21 protein-coding genes and 1 pseudogene are annotated in these 21546 nt (G+C 66.9%); 7 read left to right on the forward strand and 15 right to left on the reverse strand.

From position 1 onward, the window contains the following. Positions 1-415: 415 nt before the first annotated feature. Genes rpsN through rpmB form a run of 3 tightly spaced genes read right to left on the reverse strand, consistent with a single transcriptional unit; the run spans position 416 to position 1127 of the window. Positions 416-721 carry a 30S ribosomal protein S14 gene (gene rpsN / locus AC3IMC_RS14505; RefSeq protein WP_009358853.1) on the reverse strand — a complete coding sequence of 102 codons (306 nt, stop codon included), beginning with the start codon at positions 719-721 and terminating at the stop codon, positions 416-418. A 2-nt stretch (positions 722-723) separates the two neighbouring features. Beyond that, positions 724-891, reverse strand: coding sequence for a 50S ribosomal protein L33 (rpmG, locus tag AC3IMC_RS14510; protein ID WP_013602737.1), 168 nt, complete (start codon positions 889-891; stop codon positions 724-726). Continuing rightward, positions 891-1127, reverse strand: coding sequence for a 50S ribosomal protein L28 (gene rpmB, locus AC3IMC_RS14515; RefSeq protein ID WP_018763944.1), 237 nt, complete (start codon positions 1125-1127; stop codon positions 891-893). The genes rpmG and rpmB overlap by 1 nt, the downstream gene beginning before the upstream one ends. Before the next feature lie 318 nt (positions 1128-1445). Here rpmB and AC3IMC_RS14520 point away from each other — a divergent pair, with 318 nt between their 5' ends. Genes AC3IMC_RS14520 through AC3IMC_RS14530 form a run of 3 tightly spaced genes read left to right on the forward strand, consistent with a single transcriptional unit; the run spans position 1446 to position 4253 of the window. Further along, positions 1446-2912 carry a ferredoxin reductase family protein gene (locus AC3IMC_RS14520; protein ID WP_490919243.1) on the forward strand — a complete coding sequence of 489 codons (1467 nt, stop codon included), beginning with the start codon at positions 1446-1448 and terminating at the stop codon, positions 2910-2912. Next, positions 2909-3436 carry an FMN-binding protein gene (locus tag AC3IMC_RS14525; RefSeq protein ID WP_490919244.1) on the forward strand — a complete coding sequence of 176 codons (528 nt, stop codon included), beginning with the start codon at positions 2909-2911 and terminating at the stop codon, positions 3434-3436. Before AC3IMC_RS14520 ends, AC3IMC_RS14525 begins: the two co-directional genes overlap by 4 nt. Next, complete coding sequence (locus AC3IMC_RS14530; RefSeq protein ID WP_490919245.1) at positions 3420-4253, forward strand: FAD:protein FMN transferase; 834 nt, start codon at positions 3420-3422, stop codon at positions 4251-4253. Before AC3IMC_RS14525 ends, AC3IMC_RS14530 begins: the two co-directional genes overlap by 17 nt. A 48-nt stretch (positions 4254-4301) precedes the next feature. Here AC3IMC_RS14530 and AC3IMC_RS14535 read toward each other — a convergent pair whose 3' ends face one another. Beyond that, positions 4302-5063, reverse strand: coding sequence for an SGNH/GDSL hydrolase family protein (locus AC3IMC_RS14535; RefSeq protein ID WP_490919246.1), 762 nt, complete (start codon positions 5061-5063; stop codon positions 4302-4304). A 56-nt stretch (positions 5064-5119) separates the two neighbouring features. Beyond that, positions 5120-5605, reverse strand: a complete 486-nt coding sequence (locus tag AC3IMC_RS14540; RefSeq protein ID WP_490919247.1) for a MarR family winged helix-turn-helix transcriptional regulator — start codon at positions 5603-5605, stop codon at positions 5120-5122. Between the two features lie 59 nt (positions 5606-5664). Between AC3IMC_RS14540 and AC3IMC_RS14545 the strand changes: the two genes are divergently transcribed. Continuing rightward, the gene (locus tag AC3IMC_RS14545; RefSeq protein WP_490919248.1) at positions 5665-5970 is read left to right on the forward strand and encodes a YciI family protein; all 306 of its coding nucleotides are present in this window, start codon (positions 5665-5667) and stop codon (positions 5968-5970) included. Here the strand turns inward: AC3IMC_RS14545 and AC3IMC_RS14550 are convergent. From AC3IMC_RS14550 to AC3IMC_RS14575, 6 genes are read right to left on the reverse strand one after another with little or no spacing between them, the layout of a single operon-like run. Next, a complete protein-coding gene (locus AC3IMC_RS14550) occupies positions 5967-6812 on the reverse strand; it encodes an SGNH/GDSL hydrolase family protein (RefSeq protein ID WP_490919249.1) in 846 nt (281 codons plus the stop codon). The genes AC3IMC_RS14545 and AC3IMC_RS14550 overlap by 4 nt on opposite strands. A 60-nt stretch (positions 6813-6872) precedes the next feature. Next, entirely contained in the window at positions 6873-7928 is a 1056-nt protein-coding gene (locus AC3IMC_RS14555; RefSeq protein WP_490919251.1) for a siderophore-interacting protein, read from the reverse strand. Then, positions 7925-8740, reverse strand: a complete 816-nt coding sequence (locus tag AC3IMC_RS14560; protein ID WP_490919252.1) for an ABC transporter ATP-binding protein — start codon at positions 8738-8740, stop codon at positions 7925-7927. The genes AC3IMC_RS14555 and AC3IMC_RS14560 overlap by 4 nt, the downstream gene beginning before the upstream one ends. 1 nt (position 8741) lies before the next feature. Continuing rightward, positions 8742-9719, reverse strand: coding sequence for a FecCD family ABC transporter permease (locus tag AC3IMC_RS14565; RefSeq protein WP_490919428.1), 978 nt, complete (start codon positions 9717-9719; stop codon positions 8742-8744). 35 nt (positions 9720-9754) lie between these two features. Then, the gene (locus tag AC3IMC_RS14570; protein WP_490919254.1) at positions 9755-10843 is read right to left on the reverse strand and encodes a FecCD family ABC transporter permease; all 1089 of its coding nucleotides are present in this window, start codon (positions 10841-10843) and stop codon (positions 9755-9757) included. Positions 10844-10853: 10 nt separating this feature from the next. Further along, positions 10854-11933 (reverse strand): iron-siderophore ABC transporter substrate-binding protein, encoded by a 1080-nt coding sequence (locus tag AC3IMC_RS14575; protein WP_490919255.1) that lies wholly within the window; start codon positions 11931-11933, stop codon positions 10854-10856. 170 nt (positions 11934-12103) lie between these two features. Here AC3IMC_RS14575 and AC3IMC_RS14580 point away from each other — a divergent pair. Further along, positions 12104-12250: pseudogene (locus tag AC3IMC_RS14580) on the forward strand (FBP domain-containing protein); the annotation flags it as partial. A gap of 19 nt (positions 12251-12269) precedes the next feature. Here AC3IMC_RS14580 and AC3IMC_RS14585 read toward each other — a convergent pair. The 4 genes from AC3IMC_RS14585 to AC3IMC_RS14600 all read right to left on the reverse strand — a co-directional run bounded on the left by AC3IMC_RS14585 (position 12270) and on the right by AC3IMC_RS14600 (position 18868). Then, complete coding sequence (locus AC3IMC_RS14585) at positions 12270-12962, reverse strand: hypothetical protein (protein WP_490919257.1); 693 nt, start codon at positions 12960-12962, stop codon at positions 12270-12272. Between the two features lie 176 nt (positions 12963-13138). After that, the gene (locus tag AC3IMC_RS14590) at positions 13139-16609 is read right to left on the reverse strand and encodes an ATP-binding protein (protein WP_490919258.1); all 3471 of its coding nucleotides are present in this window, start codon (positions 16607-16609) and stop codon (positions 13139-13141) included. Then, entirely contained in the window at positions 16606-17418 is an 813-nt protein-coding gene (locus AC3IMC_RS14595; protein WP_490919259.1) for a DUF4194 domain-containing protein, read from the reverse strand. Before AC3IMC_RS14595 ends, AC3IMC_RS14590 begins: the two co-directional genes overlap by 4 nt. Continuing rightward, on the reverse strand, positions 17411-18868 hold the full coding sequence (locus AC3IMC_RS14600) for a DUF3375 family protein (RefSeq protein WP_490919260.1): 1458 nt from the start codon (positions 18866-18868) through the stop codon (positions 17411-17413). Before AC3IMC_RS14600 ends, AC3IMC_RS14595 begins: the two co-directional genes overlap by 8 nt. Positions 18869-19125: 257 nt before the next feature. Here AC3IMC_RS14600 and AC3IMC_RS14605 point away from each other — a divergent pair, with 257 nt between their 5' ends. Together AC3IMC_RS14605 and AC3IMC_RS14610 are read left to right on the forward strand one after the other, a co-directional pair. Continuing rightward, the gene (locus AC3IMC_RS14605) at positions 19126-19428 is read left to right on the forward strand and encodes a hypothetical protein (protein ID WP_490919261.1); all 303 of its coding nucleotides are present in this window, start codon (positions 19126-19128) and stop codon (positions 19426-19428) included. A 61-nt stretch (positions 19429-19489) separates the two neighbouring features. Then, the gene (locus tag AC3IMC_RS14610) at positions 19490-21490 is read left to right on the forward strand and encodes an acyl-CoA dehydrogenase family protein (RefSeq protein ID WP_490919262.1); all 2001 of its coding nucleotides are present in this window, start codon (positions 19490-19492) and stop codon (positions 21488-21490) included. Positions 21491-21546 lie beyond the last annotated feature (56 nt).

Below are 21546 nucleotides of genomic sequence, written 5' to 3' on the forward strand. Positions count from 1 at the left end.
CGCCCCGATGCAAATCCGTCTTTCAGGATTCATACCGGCAGGAGGACCGCCCCCGCCACTTTCCAGCGCCCTAAAGAGCTACCAGATTTTGGCTTGTTTTGTGGGGTTTTGGCCGCCCGGGTTAGCAGCTCTTCGCTGTCTCCCTCGCGGCGACTTAGAAAACAATACACCCACTCGGGGGCGGCCGCAAATCCCCTCCCCAGGGCCGCGAAACCCCCGGAATCGCGGGGCAGAACCGGTCATCTGGGCACTTCGCCGGCCCCCGCCGTCGTCATTCCCCTCCGTGTGCTGCGCCACAGCCGCTGGCACCCCGCAACCAGCAGGACCAGCGATCCTGCTAAAGGGCGATAAACGCAAAGAACCGGCAACCGTGAGGTTGCCGGCTCTTTCAAGCAGCTGGAATCAGCAGGGCTGATTACCAGGAAGACTTGGTGATGCCCGGGAGTTCGCCCTTGTGGGCCATGTCGCGGAAGCGGACACGGGAGATACCGAACTTCTGGAAGGTACCGCGGGGACGGCCGTCGATGATGTCGCGGTTACGCAGACGGATCGGGGACGCGTTGCGGGGCAGCTTCTGCAGGCCCAGACGGGCTGCTTCGCGTGCTTCGTCGGTTGCGTTTTCGTCAACCAGGGTCTTCTTCAGTTCGAGGCGCTTGGCAGCGTAACGCTCAACGATGACCTTGCGCTGCTCGTTGCGAGCAATCTTGGACTTCTTAGCCATGTTTAGCGCTCCTCTCGGAATTCGACGTGCTGGCGGATCTTGGGGTCGTACTTCTTCAGGACCATGCGGTCCGGGTCGTTACGACGGTTCTTGCGGGTTACGTAGGTGTAACCCGTGCCCGCGGTCGACTTGAGCTTGATGATCGGACGTACGTCCTTGTCCTTAGCCACTAGAGCTTCACCCCACGAGCCAGAATGTCGGCGACGACTGCGTCGATGCCGCGAACGTCGATGGTCTTGATGCCACGTGCAGAGACCTGCAGCGTGACGTTACGGCGCAGGGACGGAACCCAGTAGCGCTTCTTCTGGATGTTCGGATCGAACCGGCGCTTGTTGCGGCGGTGCGAGTGCGAAATGCTGTGCCCAAAGCCCGGCTCGGCCCCGGTCACTTGGCAGTGTGCTGCCATGACTTCTCCTCAAGAATTGAAAGTAATGATCCGCATATCTGCTGCTGGACCATGCTGCTAAGGGCGACCCACAGAATGTACGGGCAACGGTTAGTTACGCAACTTGAGCCCCTAACTACCGGCCACCCTGGAGAAAAATACCGGGCAACCGGAGCAATTGCGCACGCTCCGCGCACTTAGCGCCTACCAAGTCTACGAGTTGACGCAATTAAAGACCAATCGGGACCACCACGGGTGTATAAGCACTGCCGAAAGGTCACAGCAAGAGTCCGCCCCTCCTCACAGGAAATCGAAAGCTTCCGGGCGGATCTTTGAGGCATGAACACACAGCTCCTGCCGGCGTCACCGGCCGCAAGCAGCTCCGGCCGCCCGGAGCTTTCACCGAGGACAAGGCCAGCGCGTGGCTGGTTTGATCGCCAATACCGGCAGCGCATGCTGCGCTTGGATCTCCTCACGGTCATTGCCTGGGCGTCGGTCGCCGCCGCAATCGCCCTGTGGCTGGGCGACGGCGGTGCTGCCGCCATCACTTCGGCGGCCGCGGCCTTCACGGCGGCCGGCATCGTGGCCGGCCTGGCAGGCATGGACCTGGTCCTGCTCATGCTGCTCCTTGCGGCAAGGATCCCCTTCATCGACCGCACCATCGGCCACGACCGCGCCCTGGAGTTCCACGGCAAACTGGGCAAGCCCTCCCTCTACCTGCTGCTGGCACACGGGTTGCTGCTCGTCATCGGGTACGGCATGGCCGAGGGGCTGGACCCGGTCAGCGAGTCCATCAACCTCTGGGTCCAGGTGCCCGACATGTGGCTGGCGTTCGTTTCCATGGCGCTGTTCATCGCCGTCGTCGTCACGTCCCTGGTGGCTGTCCGCCGTCGCTTTCCCTACGAGTTCTGGTATGTGGTCCACCTCCTGACCTATGCCGCCGTTGCCACCTCGATCCCCCACCAGTTCAGCGTGGGCGGCCTTTTTGCCGCGGGCACCTGGCAGCGCTGGTACTGGCTGGCCATCTGCATCTATACCGGCACCGCCCTGGCGTACTTCCGGATCCTGGAGCCGGTGCTCGCCACGGCACGGCACCAGCTGACCGTGGCCCGCGTGGAGGCAGTGGCGCCGGGCGTAGTGAACATCGTGATGAGGGGCCGGAAGCTGGACCAGCTGGCAGGGACGGGCGGGCGCTTCTTCATCTGGCGCTTCCTGGCGTCGGGCATTTGGTGGCATCCCCACCCGTTCAGCCTGTCCGCGGAGCCCGTCTTCAACGGTCCGGACGGCCAGGGGACACTGCGGGTCACGGTCCGCAACCTTGGCAACGGCTCCGCCCAGCTGCTCAAACTGCGGAAGGGCACCAAGGTGGCGCTGGAAGGCCCATACGGCCTGCTCAGCACGGCTGCCAGGACGAAGAACAAGGTGGTGATGATCGGCGCGGGCATCGGCATCACACCCCTGCGGGCGCTACTGGAAACCACGCCCTTTGCTCCGGGTGAGGCAACCGTCCTGCTCCGTGGCCACACAGACCAGGAGCTGTACCTCGGCAGCGAGATCCTCGACCTCTGCCAGTCCCGGGGCGTCCGGCTCTTCCACCTCACGGGACAGCGGTCACGCACCAAGTCCACCTGGCTTCCCGAGGATGCCGCGCGGAACGGCTACACCCTCACGTCCTATGTGCCCGACATCGCGGAGGCGGACGTCTATGTGTGCGGACCGGCGGTCTGGGCGGCCAACGTCATAGCGGATGCCGGGAAAGCCGGCGTCCCTGCGGAACAGATCCATCACGAAAGGTTTGACTGGTGAAAATACGCGGAACAATTGCAGCGGCCCTGGCATCCGCCGGGATCCTCCTGGCGGGCTGGCAGACCGGCACACAGGCAGGCGGCATCAGCACCGTCGCTTCAAGCACGACGGCGGCAGGCACCACGGGTTCGACCGGTACAGGTTCGTCCGGGTCAGGTTCCTCGGGGTCAACGGGCACGTCAGGTTCGTCCAGCTCCTCCGGTTCCTCCGGTTCGTCGGGTTCTACCGGGTCCTCGAACTCCTCCGCCTCCGGGACCTACAAGGGCAACACCGTTCAGACCCGGTTCGGTCCCGTGCAGGTCCAGATCACGGTGGCGAACGGGAAGATCACCGATGTCACGGCCCTCCAGCTCACCAACACGGACGGCAAGTCCATCCAGATCAGCAACCGCGCGGTTCCCCTGCTTCGCAGCAAGGTCCTGGCGGCACAGTCGGCACATGTCCAGACCGTCAGCGGCGCCACCATCACCAGCAGCGCCTACTTGGCCTCGCTCCAGGCGGCCATCGATGCAGCGAACCTCTGACCCGCAAACGGCCACCGGCACGTCCGCCCGCAAAGCCTCCGTCCTCAAGGCCCGCACCTTTGAGTGCATGGGGACGGTCATCGGCCTCACCATGCCAGTGGACTGCCCCACGGAAGGGCAGAGCGGGTTGGATGAACTCGCTGCCGCCACCGCCGTCGTCGAACGCCTGTTCCGGGACCTGGACGAAACGTTCAGCCTCTACCGCCCGGACTCCGAAGCGAGCAGGCTGGCCCGCGGGGAACTGAAGCTTCCGCAAGCCTCGGCACAGATGCGCGAGCGGTATGCCGAGGCGCATGAGTGGCGGCTGCTGACCGAAGGTGCCTTCACCCCGGAAAGGCCGGACGGCGTGCTGGACCTGTCGGGGATCATCAAGGGCCATGCCATCCGCGAGGCCGGAACCTCGCTCCTGGCCCTGGGCCGCGGGGACTGGTGCCTCAATGCCGGGGGCGACGTCCTGGTCAGTGGCTCACCGGAGCCCGGCAGCAGTGAGCCGTGGAAAGCCGGCATTGTGGATCCTGCCGACCGCCGCACCCTTATTACCGGCTACGCGCTGGGCCGCGACAGCAGGCACAGGGCGATCGCCACCTCGGGCTCTGCTGAACGCGGTGAGCACATCTGGCGGGTGGGAAACGAGGGCGAATTTGTCCAGGTGACCGTGGCAGCCTTGGATATCGTCACCGCGGACGTGCTGGCCACCGCGATCGTTGCCGGTGGGACCCGCATGCTGAACCTGGCCGCAGGCAACTGGGATGTTGCCGTGCTGGCCATCCGCCCGGACGGCTCCATGCTGGCCACCCCGGGATTCCAGCCCTCCTGAAGCACGCGGGACTGAAGCACGCGGGACGGACAGCCGCGGGAGCTCCTGCTACAGGCGGGTGAGCTGCGGGTACTTCGGCTGCAGGTTGTCCCCGGACGACTTGCCGGTGACACGCCGGACCACCCAGGGCGCCGCGTACTCGCGGAACCACTGGGCGTTGGCGCGGATGGCCTCAGCCCGGCTGAGTTCGGGGACCGGCGTCATGGGCGGGATGTCGATCGAGTGGTCATATTTAAGTACCTCGAGGACGCGTTTGGCCATGTTGGCGTGGCCGGCAGCGGACATGTGCATCCGGTCATGTGCCCACATGCCCCAGTCGTAGTACTCGCTGAAGCGCCAATAGTCCACCAGCAGCGCCCCGTGGTCACCGGCGATCCCCCGGACCAGCTCGTTGTAAATCGCCGTCCGGCCGCGCATGGTGCCGAAGACCTTGGAGCCGCGCGCGTCGAAGCCGGTGAACATGACAACCGTTGCGCCGGTGGCAGCGAGCTTGGCGACGGCGTCGTTGTACTCCACGAGCAGGTCGTCGATGTCCACGCGGGGGCGGAGGATGTCATTGGCGCCCGCGTAGATGCTCACCAGCGTGGGCTCAAGCGCGACGGCGGCATCCACCTGTTCAGCCAGGATCTGGCGGAGCTTCCTGCCGCGGATCGCGAGGTTGGCGTACGCGAAACCGGGATCAGCGGCACTGAGCTGCTCCGCGACGCGGTCCGCCCAGCCGCGGACGCCGTTGGGACGCGCGGGGTCGTCGTCGCCGACGCCTTCGGTGAAGGAGTCGCCCAGGGCCACAAAGCGGGAAGTGAAATCCATGCGGTTAGTTTGCCATCCGTTGCCGGGAGCAACCAATCGCCCGGCATGTCCTCCGGTCAGGCCTGGGTTTCCCGGAGGATCCAGTGGTCCCTGTCCAGGCGGCCCACCACTTTTTCGCCGATCCGTGCCAGGTCCAGCACATCCTGCTCCGTCAGGGCGTCAAGGAACAGGTTGCGGACGTCCTCCACGTGTACCGGCGCCAGCCCGACGATGGTTGCCATCCCTTCCTCAGTCAGATGGGCGGTGGTGACCCGCGCATCGGAGGGGTGCGGGCGGCGTTCGACCCAGCCGCGCTTCTGCAGCTTGGTCACCACGTGCGAGAGCCGCGACAGGGAGGCGCTGCTGCGCGCGGCCAGTTCACTCATGGGCAGGAACCGGCCCTCAGCCTCGGACAGCATGGCCAGGACGGTGTAGTCGAAGAGTGACAGCTTGCCCGCTGCATGCAGTCTGGTGTCCAGGGCTGCGGGCAGCAGGGTATTGATGCTGACCAGGGCCAGCCAGGCTCGGCGTTCGTCGGCGTTGAGCCACCGGGGTTCGGTCATGGGCCTTATTCTACGATTGATCTTTCAAGCAGCCGGTTCGCCGCCGGTAGGCTGGCTGCATGTATGTTGTCTCCCTGACCTACCGCGTGCCCCAGGACATCGTGGACTTCCATAACGACGCCCACATAGCCTGGCTGCAGAAGGCATTCGACGATGGCGTGTTCATCGCCGCGGGCCGTAAGATCCCCCGCACCGGAGGCTTGCTGCTCTCCCAGGCTGACCGTGCCACCCTGGATGCGAGCATCAAGCAGGACCCGTTCTACAGCAACGGGGTTGCCGACTTTGAGGTACTGGAGTTCCATGCCGGCCGTGTAGCCCCGGGGTTTGAAAACCTGCTGGACACCCCGCCGCAGCCTGCCCCCTAAGGCACCCGGCCGCCGTCGTACGTTCCTGCGGCCAGCTTCTTCAGCCCGCCTTTCCGCGGGACCTTCACCGGCTGGGGCCAGCGCGGGGTGAGGGTGTCCCCCAGCGTCACACCGCGGAGCTTGCGGCCGAACAGCGGCAGGACCCAGTCATGGACCCAGCGCCGCTGGCGCCGCTCCCACTCGCGCAGGCCGATCCGCTGCGGTGGTTCCCAGTCCTTGGGCCGGATCTTGTGCGGCACCCCCAGCTGGTCCAGGACCTGGCCGGCCAGGTACTTGTGGCCCGCCTTGGACATGTGGAGCCGGTCCGAGTCCCACATCCGCCGGTCATGGAAGGCGTCCAGGCACCAGTAGTCCACCAGCACGGCTCCGTATTTCTCCGCGATGGCCCGGACCTGCTGGTTGTAAAAAGCGTTGCGTTTCTTCAACGGCTCCAGCAGTGCCGAGACCTTGACGTCGAATCCCGTGAACAGGACCAACGTGGCGCCTGTTCCAGCGAGACGCGCAACGAGCTTTTCGTAGTCCACCATCAGCGCCGCCATGTCCGTTTTAAGGTCGAGGATGTCGTTGCCGCCGGCGTAAAGCGTGATCAGGGCGGGCTTCATCTGCAGCGCAGGTTCCAGCTGTTCGTCGATGATATGCCGCAGCCGCTTGCTCCTGATCGCCAGGTTCGCGTACTTCCAGCCCGGCTGCGCCTTGGCCAGCTTCTCCGCGACACGGTCGGCCCACCCGCGCACCCCGTTGGGCAGGCGCTCGTCCCGGTCCCCCACGCCTTCGGTAAAAGAGTCGCCAAGGGCAACAAACACCCGCCGCCCGGACTCAGGAAGCAAGGGAACAGAGGGCACGGCCCCAAACTAACGGGCCAGGGAAAAGCAAGGGCGACGGCGGGATGAACAGTGGGAGACCTAGCCTTCGGCTTTGCCCTGTCGCCAGTACCCCATGAAGGCCACCTGCTTCCGGTCGATCCCGACGTCCCGCACCAGGTAGCGCCGCAGGTCCTTGATGACCCCGGCCTCGCCCGCGATCCAAGCATAGAAGGGCAGCGCTCCGGCGGGCTTTTCGGGGTTTTTGGTGGCCTGGATATCGGCGGCTTCCATCCGGGCGGGCGTCTCCCAGAGGATGTCCTCGTCCACGTTGACGTCCTCGGGCTCGGGGCCCGCACCGCCGTTGGCCGCCTTGATGCCAACCCAGCCCGGCACGGGAACCGCGGTGCGCACGGCTTCCTGCAGCAGCTGGCCGTGGCGGCGGCCGCGTCCGAGCGAGGCGCCCCGGGCAAGCCAGGTGATTTCGATGTCAGCGGGCGAGGTCAGTTCCTGGAAGTCGCCTGCTTCGGGGACTTCCAGGAAGGCGTGCCCGCTCATGTACGGCGGCAGGCTTTCGAGGATGGCGGAGATGGCCGGGACTGCTGTCTCATCGCCGGCGAGCAGGATGCGCTGCGCCAGCCCGGGACGCCATTCGATGCCCGAGTACGTTTCGGCGGTGACGCAATGCGCGGCCCTGTTGTTGGGCCCGATGATGGTGATGGCATCGCCGGGTTGGGCGCTCAACGCCCAGTTCGCTGCCGGGCCGCCGTTTCCGCGGCCGTCAAAGTGCATGACGAAATCCACGTCGATCTCCGGGTACACGGCATCAAGCCGGGCCTGGCGGACGGTGTAGGTGCGCATGGAACCGCGGACGGCCGGATCCATGGCCAGCCATTCCCGGTACCAGCCGGAGGAGGCCATTTCGAAGACCGGCAGCGGCAGCGCGGAGCCGTCTTCCGCGAGGGAAGGGATCATCAGTTTGACGCGCAGGTCCAGGGTGTCGCCGTGCACCCCGAAATCCCGCAGCGAGTAGCCGCCGAAGGTGATCCTGCGGAAGTTCGGGCTCAGCTCCCGGACCGAGGTCACAGTGACGTCGAACGCCAGGGTCATGGGTTCGGTGGTCATGGGTTCAGCGGCAGTGGTTTCCCGGGTCTTCATGAAACGAGCTCCAGTTCGGTGGCGGGGACGTGGTGGCGGCCGATGGGAATGATCAGGGGTGTTCCGGACACGGGATCCGGGATGACCCGGGAGTCAAGGTTGAAGACGCGGCGGACGAGGTCTTCGGTGACCACCTGGCCGGGCGGGCCCGCAGCCACCACGGCGCCGCCTTTCATGGCGATCACGTGGTCTGCATAGCGTGCCGCGAGGTTGAGGTCATGCAGCACGATGGCCACGGTGGTGCCGCGTTTGCGGTTTAGATCCGTGACGAGGTCCAGGACCTCCACCTGGTGCGCGAGGTCCAGGTAGGTGGTGGGTTCATCGAGCAGCAGGACATCGGTTTCCTGGGCCAGAGCCATGGCGATCCACACGCGCTGCCGCTGGCCGCCGGAGAGTTCGTCAACGTCGCGCCCGGCGAGGTCCAGCGTTTCGGTGGCTTCCAGCGCGCGGTGCACCGCGGCGTCGTCTTTTTCGCTCCAGCTTCGGAACAGGCCCTGGTGCGGGTACCGGCCGCGGCCCACGAGGTCCCGAACGGTGATGCCGTCCGGCGCGGTGGGGTGCTGCGGCAGCAAGCCCAGGGTGCGGGCGAGTTCGCGTGCCGGCCGCGAGTGGATGTCCCTGCCGTCGAGGGTTACCGCGCCCCCGGCGGGCTTGAGGAGCCGCGACAGGCCGCGGAGCAGGGTCGATTTTCCGCAGGCGTTGGCGCCCACGATCATGGTCACGCGGCCTTCGGGGATTTGGGTGTTGAGGCCCTCCACCACGCAGCGCTGGTCGTATTTCAGCGTCAGGTCCTTGGCGGTCAGAACTGCCACGTCAGGCATCCTTTCGGTTGGCCGTGACCAGCAGCCACAGCAGGAAGGGGGCGCCGAGCGCGCCGGTAATGACGCCGACCGGCAGCACTGTGCCGCCCAGCAGCAAGGGGGCAACGTTCGCGGCGAAGAAGTCCGCCGCAAGGACAATCAGGGCACCCGTCAGGGCCGACGCCGGCAGGCTGGCTTTCCGGGTGAAGCGGCGGGCAATGGGCCCGGCCAGGAAGGCGACGAACGAGACCGGCCCGGCGGCCGCCGTCGCCACCGCCGCAAGGGTAACGGCGACGGCGACCAGGGCGAGGCGGGTGCCGTTGACCCGGATGCCCAGGCTGGCCGCGGTGTCGTCGCCCAGTTCCAGGATGCGCAGCGGCCCGGCGATCACGGCGGCGGCGGGAAGCAGGACCCCGAGCGCGAGGAGCAGGACGCCGGCGCGGTCCCAGTTGGCGGAGTTCAGGGACCCGTTGAGCCAGACCAAGGCGTCGGCTGCAGTCCGGATGTCCGCGCGCGTCATCAGGAAACTGACCACGGCCTGCAGCGCGGCCGCGACGCCCACGCCGGCCAGGACGAGCCTGTTGCCGGCGGCGTTCCCGCGGGCGGTTCCGCGCAGCGCCCCGCCGCTGGATATCGCATAGATCAGGGCCGCCACCGCCAGGGCGCCGGCCATGGCCGCGCCTGAAACGGCGGCCCCGGTGGCGCCGAAGATGACGATGGCCATGACCGCCGCGGCGCTGGCACCGTAACTGATGCCGATGACGTCCGGGCTGGCCAGCGGGTTGCGGAGCATTGTCTGGAAAAGGGCACCGGCCAGGCCGAAGGCAATCCCGATCATGGTCCCAAGGACTGCCCGGGGAAGCTTGTTCTCCATCACGATGAAGCTCGCACCGGGGATTTTGGGGCCGCCCGCCACGTGGTTGGCGACGATCGTGAAGAAGTCGGGGATGGTCACGGTGTAGCTGCCCAGCAGGACGGACACGAAGAACATCAGCACTGCGCCGGCGGCCAGCACCGCGGTACGGCTCACAGGCCGGCCCCCTTCCCGCGGCGGATCAGCCAGACGAATACCGGCGCACCGACCAGGGCGGTCATGATGCCGGCCGGGACCTCGCCGGGCAGCAGCACGACCCGCCCGATGATGTCCGCACCAAGGAGCAGCGCGGGTGCAGCCGCCAGGGAGAAAGGAAGGATCCAGCGGTAGTCGGGGCCGGTGAGGAAGCGGACCGCGTGCGGGATGACCAGGCCGATAAAGCCGATGGGACCTGCAAGTGCGGTGGCGGAACCACAGAGGAGGACAATCCCCAGGGCGGTAACGGCGCGGGAGAAGCCGACGCGCTGGCCAAGCCCGCGGGCCATGTCGTCCCCCAGGGCCAGGCTGTTCAGGATCCGGCCTGCCATCAGCACGGTGAGCGCGCCAAGGGCCAGGAACGGCAGCGCCGGCAGGATCACCGACCAGTCTCGCCCGGCGATTCCGCCCACCTGCCAGAAACGGAACCGGTCGAGGGTGTCCTGGCTGGAGACCAGGATGACGTTCATGAGCGAGTACAGTCCGGCGCTGAGGGCCGCTCCAGCCAGGGCCAGCTTCACCGGGGTCGCGCCCTCCCTGCCCAGCGAGGCAATGAGGTACACGACGACGGCGGCAGCGGCAGCGCCGAGGAACGCGAACCAGATGTAGCCGGAAAAGGTTGCCACGCCGAAGATATAGATTCCTGTGACCACCGCCAGGGCGGCTCCGGCGTTGACGCCGATGATGCCGGGATCGGCAAGGGGATTGCGGGCTACACCCTGCATTGCCGCACCGGCAAGGCCCAGGGCGCCCCCAACCAGCAGGCCAAGGACGGTGCGCGGAATCCGGGCATGGACCACGGCGTGGTCTCCGTTGGCGGGGTCGAAAGCGGCAAGGGCCTGCCACACGGTGGCAAGGGCAACGTCCCGGGCTCCCACGGCCAGCGACGCCCCGGCCAAAAGCGCCAGCACGACGACGGCGGCGGTCAGCCAAGCGGCCCGCGTCCTTCCGGAAGCGGTGCTCCCGGTGCGGCCACTGGGAACGTGGCCCGGCACCCGGGTGCCGGCGGGCACGGCCGGACGCGCCGTCGTCGTACTCTGCGTCATGGAGGTGTGCTTACTTCACTGCGTCCGCCGCGCTGGCCAGCTGCGGCAGGAACGTATCCAGGGACCACGGCAGGCTCAAGGGCGAGGATGCCGAGATGGAAAGGGTCAGCGTGTTGTCCGAGTCGGCAACCAGGGCGCCGTTCTTGATGGCGGGGATCTGGCTGAGCAGCGGATCGGCCTTGATGGCATCCGTGGTGGAGGCGTCGGGAACCCACGTCACGAAGATGTCGGACTGCAGTTCGTTGGCCTTTTCCGCGGACCAGGGAATGTAGAACTCCTTGGAGCCCTTGGAGTTGTCGGTAACCACCGGGGCCAGCGCCATGCCGATTTCGCTGAGGAAACGCGGCCGGTTGTCGTTGGCGGTGTAGACGTTCACGCCATCACCCTTGGCAGGTTCGAGGTTGCCGTAGATGAAGCTCTTGCCCTCGATCTGGGGGAACTTGCCCACTTTGTCCTTGATGGTGGCCTCGGTATCGGAAACCAGCTTGGCCGCCTCCGCTTCCTTGCCGAGGGCCTTGCCGATGATGGTGGTGGAGTCCTGCCAGGAGGTGCCATAGGCAACCTCGGGGTGGGCGACAACCGGGGCTATTTCGCTGAGCTTCCTGTAGTCCTCTTCGGTGAGGCCGGAGTAGGCGGCGAGGATGACGTCCGGGCTGAGCTTGGCGATCTCGGTGAAATTGATGCCGTCGGCCTCTGAGTACTGGACCGGGGCCTTGGCGGATCCGAAGCCGGCGCCCAGCTTTTCGAGGGCCGCGTCCTTCCAGGGGGTGGAGCCTTTATCGTTGCCGCCCCACTCATTTTTGGGAACGCCCACGGGCACCACCCCGAGGGCGATGGCGACGTCGTCGTTGACCCAGGAGACGGTGGCTACCCGCGTGGGCTGCTTCTCGATGGTGGTTTCGCCGAACACGTGCCCGATGGTGACGGGGAACTGTGTGCTGCTGGAACTGGCAGCAGTGGAGGCCGCCGGTCCCGTGGAGCAGGCCGACAGCGTCATTGCTGCTGCGGCGAGGACGGCCGCAGCCTTGCCCGCTGAGGAAAAGAGGGTGCGGCGGGTGGAGATGGGGCCGGGGAAGAGGGGCGAAGTCACGGAGCTCCTTAAGTGGGTGAGGCGAACTTAAGTAAGGCTAACCTACCCAAATGACTATTACGCAAGGTTTATGTCACGTAATAGCTCCTACGTGACGAAGAGCACACCAGGGCCGCACCTTGGACGCCTGCCCTTGGACAGGCAGGGCCGGATGCGGCAGGATGGCCGCCTGCGCGGACTTCCTGTGCTGCGCCAACGTCCGCAAGGAGCCCCCTGCCAACGAGATCAACCCGGACCCGGCCGTCGTCGTGAAGCGCCAGATCCAGGGGCTGCAGGACCGGACGGACCAGTTCCTGGCCCGCGTGCGGGGCACGTAAGGCGCAGGGGGCGTGCCGCTCAGCAGTAAGTGAAGCTCATCAGCAGTGCCTTCAAGGTCTGGCCTTCACTGCCCCAGTACCACGCTTTCGCCTCCTCGTCAGTGGCGAACGCTGGACCCGCGAACAGGACCTCGGCAGTCATGATGCGGTCGCCCAGCCTGATCAGCCCGTGCTGGAACGTCCCATCCGGCGAGACAGGCAAGCCGGCAGTAAGCCCCATCCGGTAATGGGCAACGCCGGCAATGTGGTCAACAAAGAACGACGAATGGGGTGTTGGAACAGACTGCCCGATCAAGCCCGGGACCGGCTCGGTATCGAGGACGAACCTGCTGGCGGGCCCTGCGGTGGCGTCCCCAATCTGGCTGTAATAGATATTGACCCGCCCATTGCCGTCGGCGTCATAGACCGTGGCAGTGTCCACCGCGGGTGACGCCGAAACCTGCTCATGCTGCACCCGCCAGCCCGACGGGTGGCTGAAGGACAGCCTGCCGTCGGGGAAGGTGTAGGTCACCGCCCCGTCGGGACTCGGCACTGCAGAGGAGGTGGCGGCAGGAACAATGGACGGAGGCGCGCTGGCCGGGGGTTCCGAAAAGGGAGGTGCTGTCGACGCCCCGCCGCTCCCGGGAGGCGTGCCTGCCGCACAGCCTGCGAGGGACAGCACTGCTGCGGCCATTGCCGCGAGGGAGAAGCCGATGCATTGCCGCGGGCGCATGGGAGTGCCTTTCAAGAGGACGCCATCGTTCTCTCGGGAAACAGCGCGGACCCAGCATCCCGCAGTACCTATGGGGATCACTCAGGCGAGGTGATTTGGTAGGCCCCAGAGTGGCACAGCGGAACCGCCGCTGCTACTGGCGAGGCAGTAAATCCACCAATTTGTTATATGGCCTTTCAGCGCAGGACGATGTCCACCGGGTTCGCCTCGGAACGCCACGCGCCCTCCTCGCCCTGGCGGGGCCGGATCACCGGCGCCGTGAGCACACCGGAGCGGTTGGTGCGGCGGTCGCGAAGGATTTCGGTGACGGAGCCCAAGTGCCGGGACAGGTCGATCACGTTCTCCGGCGCGGCCAGCAGCAGCTGGAACCCGAACTCGTGCAGCGCCTTGATGCCGGCGCCGGCAAACTCCTCCGACGCGAGCACGAAGGCTTCATCCATCATCACCGTGCCGTAGGTGGTAAAGCCCTGCTCGGCGATGCCCAGCTGGTAGCTCAGCGCAGCGGCCATGATGAACGCGGTAAACCGCTGCCGCTCGCCGCCGGACATGGAGCCGGTGTCCGCGTGCATGAACACCTCGGTCTTCTTGCCGCCCCATTTCCCCTTGGGTGACGACACGGCAACGTCCCGGTGCTCCTTGCACTGGATGAAAAGGTGTCCCCGGACGTCGAGCACCTCTGCCCGCCAGCGCCGGTCCTCGGGCGCCTGCGAGCCGAGGCGCTTGACCAGGGTTTCCAGGGACTTGTAGCGCGCGGTGAGTTCCGCGTCGTCGTCCCTGCCCGCGGCCTCCGCCCTGGCCGCCTCTGCCTTGGCCGGCCGGGTGTGCCGGGCCTTCAGCGCGTTCTGGATGGCGTCCTTGAACTGTTTGGCCGTTGGCGGCAGCGTCTGCTTGATGTCCAGTTCCAGGTAGCTGCCCTCGTGGAAGTTGACCTGGGACAGGATGCCGTTCAGTGGCAGGATGCGGCTGGTGATGGAACGGCGTTCCTCGTCCAGCAGGTGCAGCAGCGTGCTGAACGATTCGTGCGTGCGCTGGTTGAAGAACTGCCGGAACTCTGCCTCCTGGGCGGGCAGGCCGTCGTTGACGATGGCGTGGTAACGGGCTTCAAACTCGCTGGCGGCACCGATGCTGGTGCCATGGTCGGCCGAGATGGCGCTGCCCCACTCGCGGACGAAACCTTCGAAGATGCGGGTAAGCCGCTCCGCGGTGGCCTGGCCGCGGGATTCGGCCGCGTGCAGGTCGCCGAGCAGTGCGGTCCGCACCCGGTTGGCGAGGTTGTCCAGTTCGTGCATTTCGGTCACGTCGCCGAATTCCGCGAAGTACGGCTCCAGCGCCGCGGCGGTGGCGTCCGACGGCGGCGCCTGGGCAAGGCGTTCACGCGCAGCGTCCAGGAGGGAATCGGCAGAGGTCAGCTGGCGGTCGAGTGCCTTGTATTCGCTTTGCAGGACTGCGGCGGACTCGGTGCTGGACTGGTGCTTCTGCCGGACTTCCTCGATGGTGGCACGCAGGGGTTCGAGGTCGGCCTGCGCGGCCAGGGCATCCTTGAGCCGCTGCTCGATCCGCGCGAGCTCGTCCGCAGCAACGGCGGCAGACACCTGTTCCCAGGTCCGGTCGTCTTCGGCGATCCGCCGCAGCGCGTCCAGCTGCCGGCTCATGCCCTGGTGCGAGTCCTCGCGGCTTTGCGCCAGCTCCGCGGCCTTGGCCACTTCCTGCCGGAGGTCCTCCACCTGGCCGGCCACGAGTTCCAGCTTGGCGGCGTTGTCGAAGCCGAGGACGTAGTCCTGCCGGCTGGTGAACCGGTCGTCCTTCTCCACGGTGTGCCGGTTGCGCTTGACCACGCCGCCCAGGCTCAGGCCCTTGTCCAGCACGGCCAGCTCGTCCGGGTCCTCCACGCATGGGTACGCGAAGTCCAGGGCAATCCGTTCGCGCACCCATTCGCCCGCCTCAGCAGCCGCGCCGGAGGCGAGGATGTCCAGCTTGGTGAGCAGGTCGCCGTCGCGCACGTCCTCCACGGCGAGCGCACCGCCGGCCAGCGGCTTGGAGACGTCCACTGCCCGGAGCGCTCCGCGGACGTTGTGGTCGTTGAGGTACCGGGTGACGGTGCCGAAGTGCTCGCCCGGGACCAGCAGGGTGGTGGCCAGGCTGCGGAGTGCGCGCTCGGCGGCGGGGCGCCACCGTTCCTGCCCTTCCGCGAGGTCCATGAGTTCGCCGGCAAACGGCATCCGGTCCTCGGGGATGCCGGTGGCCGCGGCGATGGCGGCGCGGTTTTCAATGCTCGACGGCGGCAGCAGGGATTTGCGCGTCTTCAGCGAGACGAGTTCCTGCTCGGCAGCCGCCAGCTCGCGTTTCCGGGTGGCGTGGGCGTCGAACGCCTCGAACCTCAGCTCCTGCAGGGCCTGCGAATCATCCTTCAGCTCGGCGGACCGGGCCGCCGCCTGCTCATGTGCCTGCTCCCAGCCCGCGGCGCTCCACTCAAGCTGCAGCCCGGCGTCGGCCAGTGCCTGCTGCGCCGCCTCCTCCACCTGCCGGCGCAGCTTCAGGCCAACCCGGGCGTTCTCCAGTGACTGCTCGATCGCGGAGATCGCATTGCCGCCCTGGTGGTTGTAATCGGTTTCCAGCTGCCGCAGTTCCTTGGCCAGGCCATCCCGGACCGCGCGCTCGGCGCCGAGTTCCTTCGCTTTCGCCTGCGCCAGCTCCTTGAAACGCGCCAGCGTCTTCTGGTGCACGGTAACGGCCAGCTTCTGCTTGTACGCCTCGAACTCCTCGCCGGCCAGTTCGCGGAGCCGGTTCGCGTCCAGCAGCGACTGCGCGTACTCCCGGTTCAGGCCCGGCACGGGGGCAAGCTGGTCGCGCTGCTGCCGGACGTCTTCCAGCCGCTGCCGGATGGACATCAGGTTGCTGAACTCCTCCACCACGTCGTCCGCCGCGGCCAGCGTCGCGGGCGCGTCGAGGACCTGGTCGCGGAAGAAGGTGTTGACGCTGCCGCCCAGGCCCTTGCCGGCCTGGATCACGCGCAGCAGGGGCAGTGCCTGGTCCGAGCTGATGCCCAGCAGGCGCCGGAACCGCTCGGCGAAGGCCTTGTGGACGTCAAACACCTGGGCGTGCGGGAAGATGGCCTCAAGCGCGCCCTTGGTGAAGCGCTTGTCGGCGATCCCCTCCACGGCTTCAAGATCAAGGGGAACGTTGTCGATCAGGTAGAACCGGCCCACGCTCGACTCCGTGCCGTTCTTGGGCAGGTCGAACAGCGCCGAGACGGTCACCCGGGTGCCGGCGGCGTTGTCGAACGTCAGGGCGACGGCGGACCAGGTGGCACCGGGACGCTGGAACGCACTGGCCGACCCCTCGCCCACGGCCTTGTCCCCCACCTTGCCGCGCATATAGGTAAACGTGGTCCGCTTGTCCTCAACGGCCCCCGAACGCTGGGCAGCCGCCTCATTGGACCGCGGCCGTGCGTCGAACACCCGCAGCATCGCGTCGAACAGGGTGGACTTTCCCACCCCCGAGTTGCCGGTCAGCAGCGTCCCGTTCCGGTCCATATGCATCGTGTGCGCCCCGTGGAAGGTCCCCCAGTTGACCACCTGGACCAGCGCCAGCCGCATCTGTCCCGGGTTCGTCACCTCGCCCAGCGGAAGCATGCTCGGGATACTCATTTGGCGCCCTCCGTGTCGTCGTTGTCGTCCCCGGCGTCGGCAGGTTCAACTGCTGTCTCGGACTCCAGGTCCAACAGCGGCTCGGTTCCTGACTGGTCCGCCGAGGCGGCTACCAGGGCCTCGATGTGGGCCGGGATGTCGCCGATGTTTTCGAACGGCAGGGCCAGGGGGAGGGCGTTGGAGATGGTGTAAACGTCGTCCAGGCCGGTGGGGAGCAGGAGCTGGCGGGCCAGGAGCTTGGTGATGGCCCGGGTCACCACGTCCGAGTCGCGGAGGGCGTCCTGCTGCCCGGCGGGCTGGTAGTGCGCCACCAGCTCCGTGATTTCCTCGCGGGTGATGGTGGGGTCGGTCTGGGCAGTGACGTGCCTGTCCAGGAGGAGGCGGAGTCGGAGCAGCACGATGGTTTCCACCCGGCTGAGGGCCCGCTGCTGGCGCAGGATGCTGGACCGTGCACCGCCGCCGATGACCTCGGGGTCCACGGGGCGCAGGACGGCGATCTTCCGCTCATGGTCCAGCTGCAGGGCCAGGAACAGTTCGGACAGGCGGCTGCGCAGGATCACCTGGTTGTCCAGCAGGACGGTCCAGAGCTTCTCGTCCCGGCCGCCGTCCACGTACGGGCCTTTGAGCAGCTTCACCAGCGCCTGCCGGACCTTCATCGGCAGCACGCCGGTGTCGCCCGGGAACAGCGCGGCGCCGTCAACGAACGTCTCCCGCGGGGTTACGCCAGCAATAGAGGCCGCCCGGGCTTCGCCGGCCTCAACCGCCGGCTCGTCCGCCGTGTCGGCCGTCGTCGTCATCTCTTCACTCATCGGAATCCTTTGCGAGCGTGACCACCGGCAGGTAGGCCCTGCGGATGGAGCCGTCTATCTGTTCAAAGTCCAGGCCCGCGAAGTCACTGCGGTTGAATTCGGCCCCGGCATGCAGGGCCTCGGACAGCAGGGCGCGGATGGTGTTGATGTGCTGCTCTTCCGGCGGCACCTGCTGCCAGGCGTCCGCGAGCGTGGCAGCCCCTGCCAGGGCCGCACGGACCACATGGGGCCGCGCCTTGCCCGTCCTCGGCGAGCGCACCCGGTCGGAGTCGGTGAACGCGATGGGGTCCGCCAGCCGGGGAGGCGCCGCGAATTCATCGGGATCGAAGAGCTTGACCATGGACAGCGACTCGAACCCTGCATTGAACAGCACGGGGCCCGGAACCAGCCCCGGACGTTCACGCTCGTACGGGAGGGACCGGATGGCCTGCTCGGCTTCCCGCAGCACCTGCCGGAGCCGGACGGACTGGCGGAAGTCGTCGCTCTGGACGTAGGTGTTGAGGCTCTCGCTGAGCTTGCCGTAGATGCGCTGGATCTGGCTGTGCTGCTGCCGGAGCTCAGCCACCAGGTTCTTCAGTGTTTCGCGGTCCTCGGGCGACAGGTCGTCGGCGAACTGCCGGCTGAGGACCTCGCCGATGGCGGACCGGAACCTCAGCTGCTGCTGCGGGTCCTCCAGGAAGGCGGTGAAGGACCGGAACGTCCTGCCCTCCGGGCTTTGGCGGAGCCGCTTGTCCGCTTCCAGCACCTGGGCCATGGTGGCGCCCTTGGTCAGCGATTCCTCGATGATCTGGTTGCGGAGTTCACCCACCAACTCCTCGATCCGGTCACGCATCTTCTTGTAGTCGGCAGGGAGGCTGGCGGCGAGGTCCAGGATGTTTCCCGCAGCCTCGACAGCCTCGTCGTCGTCAAGCAGGCCGTCAAACTCACCGCTGCTGATGTCCTCGATGAGCTGCTGCCGCTCTTCGATTTCCTCCTCGAGGGCCTCGAGGCGGGCACTCTGGTCCGGGTTCGTTTCGTTGGCGAGCTTCTCCACGTCACCCAGGAGCGTGCCCAGCCGGGAACCGTTCAAGGTGGACCGCTCGCTTGAGAGGCTGTCCAGGAACGCGAGCACCCGCGCGGCCGCCTCCGTGACCTCGTAAACAATCTGGCCCGACTGGTTCCGGCGCGTCAGGAACTGGCGGCGGGTCCACTCGTCGCCGAACGACTTTCCGTTCGCCCCGCCTCCCAGCCCCGGGTCCTGGCGGCGAAGCTCCTCAAGGAAGGAGTCGACGTCGGCATGGAATTCCTCAAGCGGCAACTGCGGCCGGGTGCGGGTGAAGGACGCCTGCAGCACCGCGATCACCCAGGGCGCCGAGCGCGTCAAAGCCCACGCTGGCCCCTTGGTGAGGAGTTCGAGGTCCCGGAGCCGGGCGCTGATGGCGTCAGCGGACGACCTGGCTGAGCGGGGCACACACTCTCCTTGGGCTGTTGGCGGGGGCTGGGCAGGGTCCGCGCAAAGGACGGACCTTAAAACTGCCAACTACAAGGTTAACGCAGGCCGCCGCGACCGCCCCGTGACCTACCCAGGGGTAGCATCTCGATCCCGTATCAACCGGCGCATCCGCACGTGGCAGCTATGGCTGCTCGCAGGAGTGTCCCCCTACGCTTCTGCTACTGATCTTCACCACGGCAGTCATTCACCACAGCAACGTCGCAGCAGGGGGATTCATGCAGTTTGATCTGAGCGCAGTGGAAACATCCACGCTCGTCTTTATCGGCACGTTGGCCATCGCGGCAGTCCTGGCCGCGTTCGTCCTGGTAGCGGGGCTGGTTGCCCTGGTCCTGCTGGGTGCCGGCAAACTGACCTGGATGGCGATAGCCAACACGCTCCTTGCCGTGGTCCACTGCATCAATGCCGGCTGGGAGAGGCTGGTCCACCGGGCTGCATCGGTGGACCGCTCCGGCGATTTCCAGCACCAGCCATCCCCTAGCACCGGAACCTACCCGCGGGTAATCTTGAGGGACAGCTGAAGGGTTCTCCAACCCGGCGGATCCATGGCTACACCGGCCAATCCGGCCAAGGAGATAACCCATGAGCTCCGTGACTGACAGCCAGGCCAAAGACGCCCCGGCGGAAGAAATACCCGTACCTGCCGGCAACATCGGTGCCGCCGCCACCGCCGAGGACGCGCGCGCCGTCGCCGAAGCGGCCCGGGAGTCCGGTTGGGACCGGCCGAGCTTCGCCAAAGGCCTTTACCTCGGCAGCTTCGACCTCGGCCTGGTACACCCCTGGCCCGCGGCCGACCCCCCATCCGTGGAGCGGGGCGAGGAGTTCATGGCCCGCCTCACCGAGTACGCCCGCACGATGGACGGGAGCATCATCGAGCGCGCGGCGAAGATCCCCGACGAGTACATCAAGGGCCTCGCCGATCTTGGCGTCTTCGGCATGAAGATCCCCGAGGAATACGGCGGCCTGGGGTTGTCCCTGGTGTACTACGGGCGCGCGCTGGCATTGCTCGGCAGCGTCCACCCCAGCCTCGGTGCGCTCATCTCCGCCCACCAGTCCATCGGCGTCCCCGAGCCGGTCAAGGTCTTCGGCACCCCGGCGCAGAAGCGCGAGTACCTCCCCCGCTGCGCCGCCGGGGCCGTCACCGCGTTCCTCCTCACCGAACCGGACGTGGGCAGCGACCCCGCCCGGATGGGCAGCACGGCTACGCCCACGGACGACGGCGACGCTTACCTTCTGGACGGCGTGAAGCTTTGGACCACCAACGGGGTGATCGCGGAACTGGTGGTGGTGATGGCCCTGGTCCCCGCCCACACCGACGCCGATGGAACCAAACACAAGGGCGGCATCAGCGCCTTCGTGGTGGAGATGGATTCCCCGGGCATCACAGTGGAGAACCGGAATGCCTTCATGGGTCTGCGGGGGATCGAAAACGGCGTGACCCGCTTCCACCAGGTGCGGGTCCCGGCCGCGAACCGGCTGGGCCGCGAAGGGCAGGGCCTCAAGATCGCCCTCACCACCCTCAACACTGGCCGGCTTGCCTTGCCCGCTCTCTGCGTGGCATCCGGCCGGTGGAGCCTCAAAATCGCCCGCGAGTGGTCCAACGCCCGCACCCAGTGGGGCCGCCCCGTGGGTGAACACGAAGCCGTGGGCAAGAAAATTGCCTTCATCGCAGCCTCGGCCTTCGCCCTTGATGCCGTCTTCGAGCTCTCGGCCGAACTTGCCGATGCGGGACAGAAGGACGTCCGGATCGAAGCTGCACTGGCGAAGCTCTGGGCCACGGAGATCAGCTGCCTCATCGCGGACGAGCTGGTGCAGATCCGCGGTGGGCGCGGCTTCGAGACGGCCGAATCGCTGGCGGCGCGCGGGGAACGCGCGGTGCCGGCCGAGCAGCAGCTGCGGGACCTGCGGATCAACAGGATTTTCGAGGGGTCATCGGAGATCATGCGGTTGCTGATTGCCCGGGAAGCCGTTGATGCGCACCTGGCCGCCGCGGGCGACCTTGCGTCCCTCGACGCCAGCCTGGCTGACAAAGCGAAGGCCGCCGTCGGCGCTTCCGGGTTCTACGCCAAGTGGCTGCCCAAGCTGGTGGCCGGAGCGGGCATGGACCCGCGCTCCTACAACGAGTTCGGCCGGCTCGCCAAGCACCTGCGCTTTGTAGAACGCTCATCCCGGCGGCTGGCCCGGCAGACCTTTTACGGCATGGGCAGGTGGCAGGCGAAGCTGGAACGGAAGCAGGCCTTCCTGGGCCGCGTGGTGGACATCGGCGCCGAGCTGTTTGCCATGACCGCCTGCTGCGTCCGGGCGGAGATGCTCCTGAGGACGGCGCCCGAAAAGGGTGCCAGCGCCTACGAGCTCGCCGAGGCCTACTGCGAACAGGCCCGTGTGCGCGTAGACGAATACTTCGACCGGCTATGGCGGAACACCGACGATGCCGACCATGAGCTGACCCGCAAGGTCCTCGCCGGGGAGTACACCTGGCTGGAGGCGGGAGTCCTGGACCCGTCCGAGGGCACCGGCCCGTGGATCGCGGACGCTTCCCCGGGACCCTCCAGGAAGGAGGACCTGCACCGGAAATACCGGTAAAACCGCAGGTCACAAAATAGTAAGCACGCTTGCTATCGACTCAGGTGGGTGGTTGA

The sequence above is a fragment of the Arthrobacter sp. E70 genome (assembly GCF_058266945.1).